Raw genomic sequence first — 13,461 nt, forward strand, 5'->3', positions numbered from 1 at the left:
GAGGAAGCCGTGATCATCGAACTCAACAACACCACAACCCAGGACATCACGTCCGCACTGATCAGAGCCCACCGGGAGGTCGGGCCGACCAGCGGAATGGTCCTGACACTGCTGGCGATCACCGATGACGATCACCGTGATGAGGTACTCGAGGCTGCCCACGCCTCGGCGATGGCACACCCGTCGAGGGTCATCGTCATCTCCAAAGCCGGCGGGGAGACGGGCCTCCACGCGAAGATCCAGGTCGGCGAGGGGCTCCCAGGAGATCTGATCGCCCTCAAACTGCACGGCGAACTGGCGTTGCACGGCGACTCCGTCGTGCTGCCCCTGCTACTCCCCGACTCCCCCACGATCGTCTGGTGGCCCCACAACGCACCCGACGCCCCCGTTCAAGATCCGATCGGGCGACTTGCAACACGACGGATCACCGACTCGATGGGAGCGCCAGATCCGCAACTGGCCCTGGCGATCCGTGCCCGCAACCTGGCTCCCGGCGACACGGACCTGTGCTGGACCCGCATCACACGTTGGCGCACGCTGCTGGCCGCCGCCCTAGACCAGTTCCCCCAACAGGTCACCTCCGCCCTGGTGCGTTCCACCCCTGACAACGCCTGCTCCACTCTTCTGGTTGCTTGGTTGGAGCAACAGCTGAAGGTCCCGGTCCTACACGAGGACAGCGACCAGCCTGGTATCTCGGAGGCGAGACTGACCACCGGCCAAGGCGACATCATCATCAATCGGGGCCGTTCCGAGACCATCGCCCGTTACGCCGTGCCTGGCCAGCCGGAACGAAAGATCGCCTTGAAAAGGCGTCCTCTCACAGAACTACTCATGGAGGAATTGCAGCGCATGGACCCCGACGACGTTTTCGAATCGGTGGTGAGTCGCATCGCCTCACAGGTGGGTGAGTGATGTTCACCCGGGTCGTGCGCCTGACATCGGCGCAGCAGGTGGCCGATGTGGTCGCGCACCGATTCATGGCGCGGATCACGGAGCTGTTGGACGGTCATGACGATGTCCATGTCTGCCTGACCGGTGGAGGAACAGCCGATCTGGTCTACGAACGTTTCGCCGATCTGTCCGCCGAGGCGAAACTCGACTTGGGGCGCCTCCACCTGTGGTGGGGGGATGAACGTTTCGTGGCCGCCACGGACCCGGACAGGAACTCCCTCCAGGCCATCAGCCGGCTGGGCCGCACCTTGCCCATCCAGTCGGCACGAATTCACATGATGGCGGCGCGCGACGGTCGCGCTGACCCACACGACAGCGCCTCCGAATACGCTGCCGAGTTGGGGGAAACCCGCTTCGATGTGACCTTCCTGGGGATGGGCCCGGACGGTCATGTTGCCTCGATCTTCCCGGGACATCCAAGTTTCGACTCCACCTCCCGCAGCGTGATCGGGGTGACGGACTCCCCGAAGCCGCCCTCGGAGCGCATCTCGTTGACGATCCCGACCCTCAACCGCTCCGATGAGGTCTGGTTCATCGTCACGGGTACCGGCAAGGCCGATGCGCTGATCCGGACTTTCGACGGTGACGAGTCCCTGCCCGCCTCCCACGTCCACGGCCAGCAGGCCACGTACTGGTTCGTCGATGACGCAGCCGCCTCGAAGTTACCACCCCGTTACGCCTGCCCTCTCTGAGCAGCAGATTCCACGGGTTCCCTGACGGCCTGGAACATCCCAAGCGCGGCGCACCGGCGAAACCCGAGCATCTCGTTGACGGCGAGCATGTGATGGTTCTCGGCTGCATTGAAGGTGTGGACCGCCGGGGCTTGGGGCAAGGCCGCGTGAGCCGCTTCCAGATTGGCCGCCTTGACCAACGTTCCCAGCCGGTGGCCGCGATGCTCAGGCAGCACGATGGTGTCCCACTGGTGGATCATGGCGTCGGGCCACTCACGTGATGCGGACAGCTCATTCAACGCCACAACCTTTCCTGTCGGTTCGTGCACCACGATCCCGAGGAAAAGCCGGTTCGTCGAGCTGAATCGCGCATACTCTGCGTGCACGCGGTCCGCATCCCAGGAGGTTTCGGGAATGATCAGCCCACCGGATGGCGCATCGGTGCTCATGCTTTGTTTCAGCACTGCTACACCGGTCGCCCACCGCGGGGGTACCTCGCCCTCCAAGCAGCACACCTCGTAGTCCGGCCCGGCAACGGCCCTGGCCGTAACGAGAACATCGCTCAGCGAGACGACCGGGGCGGCGAAGTTGTACCGGGAATACCACATCACCTGCCCCAGGACGAAGCCGTAACGCAGCGCGAAACGCGCCCGCGGGCTGGAGGCCAACAGCGCTCCCTCACCAACAGGACTGGGCAATGTTTCATCGTCCGGGCCCGGCACCGGGGTGGGAACCTCGAGGTTGACGTAGCGGATTCCGGGTTCCAAGGCTGAGTGCACCACCTCCGCGAGCGCCTGCCCGATTCCTTGCCGCCTGCACCCGGGCGTGACGTAGATGTGCGCCATCGCACCCTCGGGCTCGTCCACGAAATTCACCACCAGCCTGGCGAAACCTACAGGCCGGTTTTCGAACCAAACCAGCCAGCGGCGCACCCGCCTCTCGGTGAGAGCGGCATGCGCGGCTTTTAGGTCGACCTCCGGAGTGTTCTGGGGCCCTTGGGGGCCGAGCACCTCGACGCTGTCATCGGTGTTCATGCGACAGTAGGCAGCCCATTCCTCATTCACAATCCCAGGAAGTGCGAATTCGCGGATCTCCAAACCAGTCACTGCGTCACCTTAGCGTCCGGTTTGAACAGCGTTTCCGGTAGCTTTAATCCATGGAGAGGATTGCACGACCGGAACGAGCGGCCACGGGCTGCAAGGCGCATCCGAGGTCTAATGGGCTGCGATCCACCTTCGGAAGAGGAACCGGGAGTCACTATGACTGATTTCCTAACCTGGGCCGGCCAGAACCCGTGGGCCGCCTGGGGCGTGCTGGCGCTGCTGCTGGCAGCAGCCGAGTTGCTCACCATGGACCTGACATTGCTGATGCTCGCGGCCGGCGCTCTTGCCGGCGGGGCGGTTGCGCTGCTGCTCCCTCACCTACTGTGGCTCCAGGTGATCGTTGGTCTGACCACCGCGGTGGCCACTCTCTTCCTGCTGCGCCCCACGCTCTTGGAGAAAACTCGTCGAGCTCCGGGATACCGCTCCCGCCTCGATGACCTCATCGGCTCGCTCGGAGATGTGACCACCCAGATCACCGCGAATTCGGGTGAGGTCAAGGTGGATGGCCAGATCTGGCAGGCCCGCAGCTACGATGACACCGTTACGATCGAGACCGGGGAGAGAATCGAGGTTTACAAACTCGACGGAATCACTTTGATCGTCTACCCCATCGCCCACTGACCAGAAACCGCAAGGAGCGACATTGCCTGTACCCACCATCCTTCTCATTGCTCTTGTCGTCGTCGTGGTCATGCTGCTGGCCGCGACCTTGAAAATCATCCGTCAACAGCAGGTGGCCATAGTCGAACGGCTCGGCAAGTTCCGCAAGGTACTCGATCCTGGACCGCATCTGGTGGTTCCGTTCCTCGACCAGATCCGATACGCCCTCGACATGCGCGAGGAGGTGGTGCCGTTCCCACCCCAGGGCGTCATCACCGAAGACAACCTCATCGTCTCGATCGACTCGGTGATCTACTTCCAGATCGTCGATCCAGTCCGGGCCGCCTACGAGGCGCAGAACTACCGTGCCGCCATCGAACAACTGACCATGACCACCCTGCGCAACATCATCGGTGGCATGGACCTGGAGGCCACCCTCACATCGCGCGAGGAGATCAACAAGCGCCTGCGTGCGGTACTGGACGAGGCAACCGGCAAATGGGGAATCAAGGTCAACCGGGTCGAGCTGCGCACCATCGAGCCGCCGCCGACCATCCGCGACGCCATGGAGAAGGGCGCCCGAGCAGAACGCGACAAGCGGGCCTCGATCCTGCTGGCCGAAGGACAGCGCCAATCCCAGATCCTTTCTGCTGGCGGCGACCGGGAGGCAGCGATTCTCCGCGCCCAAGGTGATCGCGAGGCCGCTGTCCTCCGCGCCCAGGCCGACCGGCAGGCACAGATGTTGCGTGCCGAGGGTGAGGCCCAGGCCATCACCACGGTTTTCAGCGCCATCCACGCCGCAGAACCGGACCAGGCACTGCTCGCCTACCAGTACATGCAGATGCTGCCGCGCCTAGCCAGTGGCGACTCGAACAAGATGTGGATCGTTCCCAGCGAACTCAGCGACGCCTTGAAGGGCTTGGGGCAAGTGGCGAACTCAACCGATGTGCGGGATTACGTCTCGCGGGCGTCCCAGCATTTTTCCGCGCCAAAGCCGGTCGATGTGCACGCCGAAATAGCAGAACAGGCCCGGAAGGACCATGAAAAGAGCAGCGCCACGGTGGAACAAGCCATAGCCGACGCCCAAGCGATGGAGGGCAGCGGCACCCGCAGGCCAGGGCAGCCCTCCCCTCAACCACAACATCAAAACCCCGATTCCCCGGGAGCTTGGGGGCCGCGCCCCGGCACCCCGTACGATGCGCAGTAACACAGCCGCGCACCAGAAGAGTGAATCCCCGCCCAGCCATGGCTGGGCGGGGATTCACTCACACTGAAGTCTTTCGCCTCATTAGTAGAGGATTTCGCCAGCTGCCCGGCGAGCCCTCAGCGAGGACACCGCTTCCTCCAGGATCTGCGCCGCCTCCTCATCGGTGCGACGTTCCTTCACATAGGCGAGATGGGTCTTGTACGGGGTGATCTTTGGCGGAGGCGGAGGATTCTCCGCGTCGGTGTTGGCGGGCAGTCCGCAACGGGGACAATCCCAGGACTCAGGAATCACCGCGTCGGCGGCGAATGCGGGGCGGGTCTCATGCCCGCTCGCGCAGTAGTAGGAGACGTGAAGCCTCGGGGCGGCATCACCCCTTTCGGCCTCACCCATTGGTCCGGCTCCGACTCGGCTACCCCGGATGGCGTTGCCACCTGCCACAACTACTCCTCAAGGCTCGAAAACATTCTCTTGTCAGACTTCGATGCGGTAGAGCACCAGCAGACCGATGATCGTCAACACCCAGATCAGCGTCAGCACAAGGGTGATGCGGTCCAATCGCCGCTCAGCAGTGGACACACCGCCCATAGAAGTGGACATGCCGCCACCAAACAGGTCGGACATGCCGCCACCACGGCCCTTATGGAGGAGCACTGACAGAGCCAGCAACGCACTCAAAATAATCAGGATGACCGACAGGGTGGCTATGGGCCAGCTGACGAGGGGGACAATCACGCGCAGTAGTTTAACCGAGGGAATCAAATCCACCACATCGCGGGTGTTTCACGACGTTTCATCCGATGGCTCAGCAATGGGGTTGTCACCGGCAAACCCGGTGACAACCCCATTGCACGGAGCAGTTCTCAAGCGAACAGAACGATCGAGGCAAACTCCTCGGCCTTCAGGCTGGCTCCTCCTACCAGGGCGCCATCGACATCCGGCTGGGCCATGATCTCGGCCACGTTGGAAGCCTTCACAGACCCCCCGTACTGGATCCGGACCGAATCCGCAGTGGTGCGGTCATACAACCTCGCGACCTCTTCACGGATCGCCCCACAGACCTCCTGCGCATCCTCCGGAGTGGCAACCTCACCCGTGCCGATGGCCCACACCGGCTCGTAGGCGATGACAAGCGAGGCCACCTTCTCGGCAGGGATCTCCTTCAGGCAACCACGAACCTGCTCGAGAGTGTACGCGACCTGGCGCCCCTCCTTACGAACGTCCAGGCCCTCGCCGCAGCAGATGATCGGGACCATGTCAGCCGCCAGGATTTTCAGAGCCTTGGCGTTGATCAGGGCATCGGTTTCACCGTGGTATTCGCGCCGCTCCGAGTGCCCGACCACCACGTAGCGAACACCCAGCTTCGCCAGCATTCCGGCACTGATCTCGCCCGTGTAGGCACCCGAATCATGCTCGGAAACATTCTGTGCCCCGAGTTGAAGCGGGAACCGGTCCCCCTCGATGAGGGTCTGTACAGTGCGCAGGTCCGTGAATGGTGGAATGACCACACATTCGACGGAGCTACCGTCGTACTCCTTGTCGGCCAAGGTCCAGGCCAGTTTCTGGACGAGCCCCGTCGCCTCGACGTGGTTCAGGTTCATCTTCCAGTTTCCGGCCATGATCGGTTTGCGTGCCATGTCAGTTGCCTTCCTTCAGAACAGCGATACCAGGAAGGACCTTGCCCTCCATCAGCTCCAACGATGCGCCACCACCGGTGGAGATGTGCCCGAACGCATCCTCCGGGAACCCGAGAGCCCGCACCGCCGAGGCCGAGTCACCGCCACCCACAACGCTGACGCCGTCGACCTCAGTGAGGGCCTGAGCGACCGTTCGGGTACCGGATTCCAAGCCGGGAATCTCGAACACTCCCATGGGTCCGTTCCAGAAAACCGACCTGGCCTGGCGGATCGCGTCACCAAACAACTTCTCGGTGGCGGGCCCGATGTCAAGACCCATCTTGTCGGCGGGGATGGCGTCGGTGGGGACCACATCCACCTGACCGACGGTGCACGTGCCGAAATCGACCTCGGATGCGACGCGCACGTCGACAGGAAGCAGGATGCGCTTGCCTGCTGCCTCGGCAGCCTTCAGGTAACCGGTGCAGGCCTCGATGGACGCGTCGTCAACCAGCGACTTCCCAACCCCCAGCCCTTGAGCCTTGAGGAAGGTGAAGGCCATACCACCGCCGATGACAAGGGTGTCAGCCACCTTGAGGAGGTTGTCGATGACGGCCAGCTTGTCAGCCACCTTCGCGCCACCGAGCACCACGACAAATGGACGTTTCGGAGCCTCGGTGAGGCCCTCCAAGACGTCAATCTCCGCCTTCACGAGCGAACCGGCAGCCGACGGCAGCAACGTCGCGATGTCGTAGACGGAGGCCTCCTTACGGTGCACCACGCCGAAACCGTTCGAAACGAAGAAATCCCCGAAGGCAGCGTATTTCTCAGCCAGCTCCTTACGGACGATCTCGTCCTTGGATTTCTCCCCGGCCTCGAAACGGACGTTCTCCAGGAGGGCTACCTCACCGTCCCCGAGGGAATCGACGGTAGCCTTCGCCGACGGACCCACCACGTCGGTGGCGAATCTCACCCGGGCGCCAAGTAGTTCGCCGAGACGAACCGCAACAGGGGCGAGGGAGAACTTGGGATCGGGTTCGCCCTTAGGACGCCCGAGATGTGCCAGGATGACGATCCGGGCCCCCGCTTCGCGCAGTTCATTCAAGGTGGGCAGGGCAGCGCGGATTCGACCATCATCGGTGATGTTCTTGTCACCGTCCAGAGGCACGTTGAAATCGCAGCGAACAACCACACGCTTACCGGCGAGGTCTCCGAGCTGGGAGACAGATTTCATTGAAGGTCCTTTCGGGTGGGGACGCGCCGGCCCCGCCAGCACGAGTGCAGACGGGGCCGAAGCGTCACTTCTTGAGTGAGATCAGAGCTTGCTGCCAACGAGCACCGTGAGGTCCACGAGGCGATTCGAATAGCCCCACTCGTTGTCGTACCAGCCGACGACCTTGACCTGATTGCCGATGACCTTGGTCAGCTGGGCGTCGAAAGTGCAGGAGGCCGAGTCGGTCTCGATGTCCGTGCTGACAATGGGCTCATCGGTGTAGACGAGGACCCGACCATCGGCGGCCTTCTTCACGATTTCGTTGATTTCCTCAACCGTGGTCTCACGGGGAGCCTCGAAGGTGAGATCCGTGGCGGAACCGGTGGGGGTCGGAACACGCAGCGCGTACCCGTCGAGCTTGCCCTTCAACTCGGGCAGCACCAGGGAAACGGCCTTCGCGGCACCGGTTGTGGTCGGCACGATGTTGAGGGCGGCTGCGCGGGCACGGCGCAGATCCTTGTGCGGGCCATCCTGCAAGTTCTGGTCCTGGGTATAGGCGTGGATGGTGGTCATCAGGCCCTTGACGATACCGAGACCATCATTGAGGGCCTTTGCCATTGGGGCCAGGCAGTTGGTGGTGCAGGACGCATTGGAGATGATGTTGTGGGCCGCCGGATCATACTTGTCGTCATTGACCCCCATGACGATGGTGATGTCCTCGTTCTTGGCCGGGGCAGAGATCAACACTTTCTTGGCACCGGCATCCAGGTGGGCCTTGGCCTTGGTGGCGTCGGTGAAGAAACCGGTGGACTCGATGACGATGTCGACCCCCAGCTTGCCCCAGGGAAGATTCGCCGGATCCTTCTCGGCGAAGGCCTTGATCTCCTTACCACCCACCTTGATGGCGTCATCGTCGTAGGAGACTTCTTCGGGGAAGCGTCCGAGGATGGAGTCGTATTTCAGGAGGTGGGCAAGGGTCTTGTTGTCAGTGAGGTCGTTGACGGCAACCACCTCGAGGTCAGCGCCGGATGCAACGAGCGCGCGGAAGTAGTTGCGTCCAATGCGGCCAAAGCCGTTGATTCCAACCTTGACGGTCATTTCGAATAGATCCCCTTCGAGAGATACCTGGGAGCCCGCCGCACCTGGGTGGCGCAGCCGACGCCCTTCGGACAGCCCCATCCTAGCCATTCAAACCCAAACCCAGAAGGGTTCGGCACAGGTGAAAGTCGAACGTCCCCCAATTACTGGGCTTCACCCAGGTCAGCGGGCAATGAGGCTTCGGTGTTGGGGATGCCCGCAGCCTCGGCAGCCTTGTCGGCTGTGGCGAGCAGACGCCGGATGCGCCCGGCCACTGCATCCTTTGTCAGTGGCGGGTCGTGCAGTTTGCCAAGCTCTTCCAGGCTCGCCTGGCGGTGTTCGATGCGAAGCTTGCCCGCGGCAACCAGGTGCGCGGGGGCATCCTCTCCCAGAATCTCCAGGGCACGTTCCACCCTGGCACTGGCGGCAACCGCGGCCCTGGCAGAACGCCGCAGATTCGCGTCGTCGAAATTTGCCAATCGGTTCGCCTGGGCCTTGACCTCTCGCCTCATACGACGTTCCTCCCAGATCAGGCGCGTTTCCTGGGCTCCCATCCGGGTCAGCAGGTCAGCGATGGCCTCACCATCCCGGAGAACCACGCGATCAACACCACGCGACTCGCGTGATTTCACTGTGATGCCGAGCCTGCGGGCGGCACCGCTGAGCGCCAATGCAGCCTCCGATCCAGGACATGTGACCTCGAGGGCCATGGAACGCCCCGGCTCGGTCAGGGATCCACGGGCTAGGAACGCCCCACGCCACACCGCGACAGAATCGGCGATGGAGCCTCCGACAACCACGGCTGGCAGCCCCCTGACCGGGCGCCGCCGCTGATCCACCAAACCGGTGAGCCGGGCCAGGGCCTCGCCGTCGCGGATGACCCGTACCGCGTATCGGGTGGTGCGGCGCAGCCCTGTGGCGTTGATCACCAGAAGATCCGAGTCCAAGGAATAAAGATCATGGATGTAGGTGCGTAGCCTTCGAGCCGCCGGGGCGGAGTCCAGTTCCGCCTCAATGACGATGCGGCCACCCACGAGGTGGAGCCCACCTCCGAACCTGAGCATCGTCGCGACCTCCGCCCGACGCGCATTTGGGTGGGGGGTTGCCACCGCCGCCAACTCCGTCTTCACCTTCTGAGTCAACGCCATGGAAGCAATCATTCCATCAAATCTCTCGTGGCGTGGGCTTCAGCTGGCAAGAAGCTCCTGGTAGGCATCAGCGAGTCGTTTCGGATCGTGGCGAGCACTGCCGTCGTGACAGCGGATGTCGGCAACCGCCAGTTCAGCTCCAAGCGAGGCGGCGAACCTGGTGAGATGGCGATCGGAACCGACGAAACCGACGTCAGCCAACACGAAGTCGAGGCGCAGAGTCGGCGCGTGCTCCGCCAGCAACTCGATGTGCCGCGAGGCAGTAAACCCATCGGTTTCATCAGCGGCAGCAATATTCATGACGAGGATGCGGCGGGCCGGCGTGGAAAGGATCGCTTCACGCAGTTCCGGGACCAGCAGATGTGGGATCACCGAGGTGAACCAGGATCCAGGCCCCATTACGATCGCGTCGGCCTGCCGGACCGCCGCCACCGCCTCCGGATGGGCGGGTGGATTCTCAGGTATCAACCGAACCGACTGGACCGTCGCTCGGGTCTTGGCGACAGTTGCCTGCCCCGCCAAGGTGCACAGCTCATCCGGGGCAAGCGGGTCGAGTCCCAGCACATCGGCCTCGATCTGCAGGGGAACCGAGCTCATCGGAAGCACCCTACCCCGGGTCCTGAGCAGCTCCCCAACCATGTCGAGGCCCGCCACGGGATCATCCAACTGCTGCCAGAGACCTGCTATGAGCAGATTCCCGATGGCGTGTCCACTCAGCGGCCCATCTCCGGAGAACCTCGATTGAAGAACGCCCGCCCAACGCCGCCCCACCTGGTCGTCGCCGCACAGTGCCGCCAGGGCCATGCGGAGATCGCCGGGCGGCAGGCAGCCGAACTCCCTGCGCAATCTTCCGGAGGAGCCGCCGTCATCAGCCACCGTGACCACGGCCGTGAGCCGGTCGGTGATCCGACGCAGGGCAGTCAGGGAGGTGTGGAGTCCGTGGCCTCCCCCGAAAGCGACGATGGCGGATCCTCTCGGTCGGTTCATTCCTTCCCCAGATCCCGATGCAGCACACTGACACCGTATCCTCGAGCGCGCAACCGGCTCGCCAGTTCCTCGGTCATGGATGTGGAACGGTGCTTGCCTCCCGTACACCCGATCGCAACGGTGACCTGACGCTTACCCTCCGTGAGATATCCGGGGGCCGCCACATCGATGATTCCCAGCATGCATCCCTGGAACTCCTGGGCGGCCTCTTGAGAGAGCACATAGGAGGCGACGTCCGGCGAAAGCCCGGTCTTAGGACGCAGCTCCGGAACCCAGTACGGGTTTGGCAGGAAACGCACATCGAAGACGATGTCGGCATCGACCGGCAGTCCGTTCTTGAAGCCGAACGACATCAGAGCGACGCTCAGGTTGTCCGTGGCATCGGTCCCGAAATGATTGGAGATGCGCTGGGCGAGCTGTCGGGCACTGAGCCGGGATGTGTCGACGACGATGTCGGCGGAGGCCCGCAAATCCGCCAGAAGACGCCGTTCACGCACGATGCCGTCAAGCAGCCGACCGTCATATTGCAGCGGAAGCGGTCGGCGGTTGGACTCCTGACGTTGCACGATCACGTCGTCGCTGGCCTCCAGGAACAGCACCGTGACGCGACAACCTCGCGCCTTGACCTCTGCGAAAGAGGTGGGCAGCTGCTCGAACTCCTCACGGGAACGCACGTCGACCACAACCGCCAGTCGCTCGGTCATCCCCATCCTGTCCACGAGAATCGGCAGCATCGCTGGAGGTAGGTTGTCCACCACGTACCATCCGAGATCCTCCATGGTGTGGGCGGCTGTACGCCGTCCTGCTCCGGACAATCCGGTCACGATCACGATCTCCGCAGGCCCCTGCACTTCCACCATGGAAGAGACACTAGTCGCTCGCCTGGACGGCATCACGATTTCACCCACACCATCGGTGGAGTTGTGTCGCCCCGTACCCTACGTAACCGCCCGTGTTCATTCCGGTGAGGTTCATCACCGTTCGCGTTCGCCAAGACCCCGAGCAGCCAGGGCTTCCCCCGTGCGTTCCGCGTGAGCGACGGACCCGAGCACCATCGGCATGAGGAGCGCCACCACGTTGCGTTCCGCCCCGCGGGCACGGGCGGCGTCCCTCGCGTCGTCAAACAGACCTAGCAGGTAGGGGATGGAGCGGATCATCAGAGCCACCGCCAGTGCTGTCCGCTCGGGGTTGAGGCCGACAAACCTGAGCGGATGCAGGGCCACGATCAGGGCGTCCATCAGCGCCGGTGTCGGGGTGGTGAGGGTTAACAGACGCGCCGCAAGGATGGCCAGCAGCAGGTTCCCGGGCACGACCACTGCCGCGTGCGGATTCAGAACCACCAGCTGGTAGGCGACCAGCAACCCGAGGATCAGCCACATCACCCATCCGATCCGCAGCGCCCGGGCCGGACCGACCCCGGAGCTCATCAACAACACGACTGTCAGGGCCAGTGACCCACAGGTGACCGGCCAGGCCTGAAGGACCAGGGCGGGGATGCTCAGGGTGAGCATGAGGAGGTATTTCCATCCCACCCCGAGCCGGAACAGCCACCCCTCCCCCGGCTGGTGGAGACCGAGCAGGCTCGCGTGCACATTCACCCGGTGCCCCCCATGGCGCTCTCGTACCAGGCGATGGCTTCACCAGGTTCGCCGTCAGCGGCCACCTGTCCCTTCTCGATGACGATCACCCGGTCAGCATCGGCCGCCACGGCCATGTCATGGGTGGAATAGATGACCTGTTGCTCCAGCTCAGCGAAGGCGCGTCGCAGGGCCAGTTTGTTGCGCAGGTCGAGCAAGGTGGTGGGTTCGTCTGCCACAATCACCTCCGGTCGAACGGCCAGCACACTGGCCAGCGCCACCATCTGACGCTCCCCACCGGAGAGGTCGTAGATGCTCTGGTGGGCCACATGCCCCAGTCCTCGCTCATCGAGAATCTGCTGTGCACGACCTGCTCGCTCCTTCTTGGGCAGGTGTCCAAGACTGAGGGTCAGGTCCTCGATCGGAGTGGACATCAGCAGCTGGGCCAGCGGATCGGTGAAGATGAATCCGACGAGCTGGCGAACCTTTCGCGGTTCCTTGGCGACATCGTGGCCCTTGACGCTCACGGTGCCGGACGTCGGCTGACGCATGCCATTGAAAAGCCTCAGCAGGGTCGATTTGCCGGATCCATTGGCACCGATCACTGCTATACGCCGCTCCGCGAGGGTCAGGTTGATCTCTTTGAGCAGCACCCTGGCCTCGTCACCCTTGTGAATCGGTGGGATGACGAGGCCGACGTCGGCAAGTCGGATCACCGCTGGGCCAGCAGGCGTGGGAAAGCTCGGTGAACCGCGTAGGCCAGGATCACAACGACCACGCTCTTGATGGCGTCACTCACCCAGAACGCCATGTCAATCCCGAGCGCCTTGCCGAAGTCCATCCCACCGGCTCGCATCATTCCGACCACCCCTAGGGGGAGGATGATGAGATAGCGACCCAGGAGTAGGCCCAGGAAGAAGATCACCGGAGTACTAGCACTTAGTCCTCGTTTCAGCGCCATTGTAGCGACGAATCCAGCCAGCAGCGCGGCCAGCGGGAAAGCCAGCAAGTAGCCACCGGTCGGACCCGCGAAGGATGCGAGCCCAGCCCCTCCGCGGGCGAAGACGGGAAGACCAGCTGCCCCAACCAGGAGGTACAGCAGGACCGCCGAGAATCCACGCCAGGCACCCAGACATAGGCCCGCAAGACCGACGCCGATGGTCTGCAGGGTGAATGGAACGGGACCGATGTTGAAACCGGGCACGATCGCGAGCGCGGCGATGAGGGCTGCGAACACGGCCACGTAGGCGAGGTCGCCTCCCCGGAAGGAACGAGCCGATTCAGACACTGTTACCTCCTGCTTGGTTGTTGACG

General features: G+C 63.3%; 16 protein-coding genes. 4 read left to right on the forward strand and 12 right to left on the reverse strand.

Features of this window, described 5'->3' with window-relative positions; translation table 11 throughout:
* Positions 1-9 precede the first annotated feature (9 nt).
* Positions 10-912 carry a glucose-6-phosphate dehydrogenase assembly protein OpcA gene (locus V7R84_RS04650; RefSeq protein WP_338572542.1) on the forward strand — a complete coding sequence of 301 codons (903 nt, stop codon included), beginning with the start codon at positions 10-12 and terminating at the stop codon, positions 910-912.
* Positions 912-1,643 carry a 6-phosphogluconolactonase gene (pgl, locus tag V7R84_RS04655; RefSeq protein WP_338573829.1) on the forward strand — a complete coding sequence of 244 codons (732 nt, stop codon included), beginning with the start codon at positions 912-914 and terminating at the stop codon, positions 1,641-1,643. The genes V7R84_RS04650 and pgl overlap by 1 nt, the downstream gene beginning before the upstream one ends.
* Here pgl and V7R84_RS04660 read toward each other — a convergent pair.
* Entirely contained in the window at positions 1,625-2,728 is a 1,104-nt protein-coding gene (locus V7R84_RS04660; RefSeq protein WP_338572544.1) for a GNAT family N-acetyltransferase, read from the reverse strand. The two genes, pgl and V7R84_RS04660, sit on opposite strands and share 19 nt — an antisense overlap.
* A 153-nt stretch (positions 2,729-2,881) precedes the next feature.
* Between V7R84_RS04660 and V7R84_RS04665 the strand changes: the two genes are divergently transcribed.
* Both V7R84_RS04665 and V7R84_RS04670 read left to right on the forward strand, forming a co-directional pair.
* The gene (locus tag V7R84_RS04665) at positions 2,882-3,346 is read left to right on the forward strand and encodes an NfeD family protein (RefSeq protein ID WP_338572546.1); all 465 of its coding nucleotides are present in this window, start codon (positions 2,882-2,884) and stop codon (positions 3,344-3,346) included.
* A 70-nt stretch (positions 3,347-3,416) separates the two neighbouring features.
* The gene (locus V7R84_RS04670; RefSeq protein ID WP_412728107.1) at positions 3,417-4,532 is read left to right on the forward strand and encodes an SPFH domain-containing protein; all 1,116 of its coding nucleotides are present in this window, start codon (positions 3,417-3,419) and stop codon (positions 4,530-4,532) included.
* Between the two features lie 81 nt (positions 4,533-4,613).
* Here V7R84_RS04670 and V7R84_RS04675 read toward each other — a convergent pair whose 3' ends face one another.
* The 11 genes from V7R84_RS04675 to V7R84_RS04725 all read right to left on the reverse strand — a co-directional run bounded on the left by V7R84_RS04675 (position 4,614) and on the right by V7R84_RS04725 (position 13,435).
* Positions 4,614-4,970, reverse strand: coding sequence for an RNA polymerase-binding protein RbpA (locus V7R84_RS04675; protein ID WP_338572550.1), 357 nt, complete (start codon positions 4,968-4,970; stop codon positions 4,614-4,616).
* Positions 4,971-5,003: 33 nt separating this feature from the next.
* Positions 5,004-5,264 (reverse strand): preprotein translocase subunit SecG, encoded by a 261-nt coding sequence (gene secG, locus V7R84_RS04680; RefSeq protein WP_338572551.1) that lies wholly within the window; start codon positions 5,262-5,264, stop codon positions 5,004-5,006.
* Between the two features lie 128 nt (positions 5,265-5,392).
* The gene (gene tpiA, locus V7R84_RS04685; protein ID WP_338572553.1) at positions 5,393-6,166 is read right to left on the reverse strand and encodes a triose-phosphate isomerase; all 774 of its coding nucleotides are present in this window, start codon (positions 6,164-6,166) and stop codon (positions 5,393-5,395) included.
* A 1-nt stretch (position 6,167) separates the two neighbouring features.
* A complete protein-coding gene (locus tag V7R84_RS04690; RefSeq protein ID WP_338572555.1) occupies positions 6,168-7,379 on the reverse strand; it encodes a phosphoglycerate kinase in 1,212 nt (403 codons plus the stop codon).
* An 81-nt stretch (positions 7,380-7,460) separates the two neighbouring features.
* Positions 7,461-8,456 (reverse strand): type I glyceraldehyde-3-phosphate dehydrogenase, encoded by a 996-nt coding sequence (gene gap, locus V7R84_RS04695; RefSeq protein WP_338572557.1) that lies wholly within the window; start codon positions 8,454-8,456, stop codon positions 7,461-7,463.
* Positions 8,457-8,599: 143 nt separating this feature from the next.
* Positions 8,600-9,583, reverse strand: a complete 984-nt coding sequence (gene whiA / locus V7R84_RS04700; protein WP_338572559.1) for a DNA-binding protein WhiA — start codon at positions 9,581-9,583, stop codon at positions 8,600-8,602.
* Positions 9,584-9,622: 39 nt separating this feature from the next.
* A complete protein-coding gene (locus tag V7R84_RS04705) occupies positions 9,623-10,570 on the reverse strand; it encodes a uridine diphosphate-N-acetylglucosamine-binding protein YvcK (RefSeq protein WP_338572562.1) in 948 nt (315 codons plus the stop codon).
* On the reverse strand, positions 10,567-11,430 hold the full coding sequence (gene rapZ, locus V7R84_RS04710; RefSeq protein ID WP_338572565.1) for an RNase adapter RapZ: 864 nt from the start codon (positions 11,428-11,430) through the stop codon (positions 10,567-10,569). The genes V7R84_RS04705 and rapZ overlap by 4 nt, the downstream gene beginning before the upstream one ends.
* A gap of 114 nt (positions 11,431-11,544) precedes the next feature.
* Positions 11,545-12,168, reverse strand: a complete 624-nt coding sequence (locus V7R84_RS04715; RefSeq protein WP_338572568.1) for an energy-coupling factor transporter transmembrane protein EcfT — start codon at positions 12,166-12,168, stop codon at positions 11,545-11,547.
* Complete coding sequence (locus V7R84_RS04720; RefSeq protein WP_338572570.1) at positions 12,165-12,863, reverse strand: ABC transporter ATP-binding protein; 699 nt, start codon at positions 12,861-12,863, stop codon at positions 12,165-12,167. Before V7R84_RS04720 ends, V7R84_RS04715 begins: the two co-directional genes overlap by 4 nt.
* Positions 12,860-13,435, reverse strand: a complete 576-nt coding sequence (locus V7R84_RS04725; RefSeq protein WP_338572573.1) for a biotin transporter BioY — start codon at positions 13,433-13,435, stop codon at positions 12,860-12,862. The genes V7R84_RS04720 and V7R84_RS04725 overlap by 4 nt, the downstream gene beginning before the upstream one ends.
* Positions 13,436-13,461: the final 26 nt, after the last annotated feature.

The organism is Arachnia propionica, assembly GCF_037055325.1.
Lineage (GTDB): Bacteria > Actinomycetota > Actinomycetes > Propionibacteriales > Propionibacteriaceae > Arachnia.

Excerpts from the sequence above, each read along its gene's own strand:
- pgl (WP_338573829.1), top strand. The coding sequence starts at position 912 with ATGTTCACCCGGGTCGTGCGCCTGACATCGGCGCAGCAGGTGGCCGAT.
- V7R84_RS04665 (WP_338572546.1), top strand. The coding sequence starts at position 2,882 with ATGACTGATTTCCTAACCTGGGCCGGCCAGAACCCGTGGGCCGCCTGG.
- V7R84_RS04670 (WP_412728107.1), top strand. The coding sequence starts at position 3,417 with ATGCTGCTGGCCGCGACCTTGAAAATCATCCGTCAACAGCAGGTGGCC.
- tpiA (WP_338572553.1), bottom strand. The coding sequence starts at position 6,166 with ATGGCACGCAAACCGATCATGGCCGGAAACTGGAAGATGAACCTGAAC.
- V7R84_RS04690 (WP_338572555.1), bottom strand. The coding sequence starts at position 7,379 with ATGAAATCTGTCTCCCAGCTCGGAGACCTCGCCGGTAAGCGTGTGGTT.
- gap (WP_338572557.1), bottom strand. The coding sequence starts at position 8,456 with ATGACCGTCAAGGTTGGAATCAACGGCTTTGGCCGCATTGGACGCAAC.
- whiA (WP_338572559.1), bottom strand. The coding sequence starts at position 9,583 with ATGGCGTTGACTCAGAAGGTGAAGACGGAGTTGGCGGCGGTGGCAACC.
- V7R84_RS04705 (WP_338572562.1), bottom strand. The coding sequence starts at position 10,570 with ATGAACCGACCGAGAGGATCCGCCATCGTCGCTTTCGGGGGAGGCCAC.
- rapZ (WP_338572565.1), bottom strand. The coding sequence starts at position 11,430 with ATGGTGGAAGTGCAGGGGCCTGCGGAGATCGTGATCGTGACCGGATTG.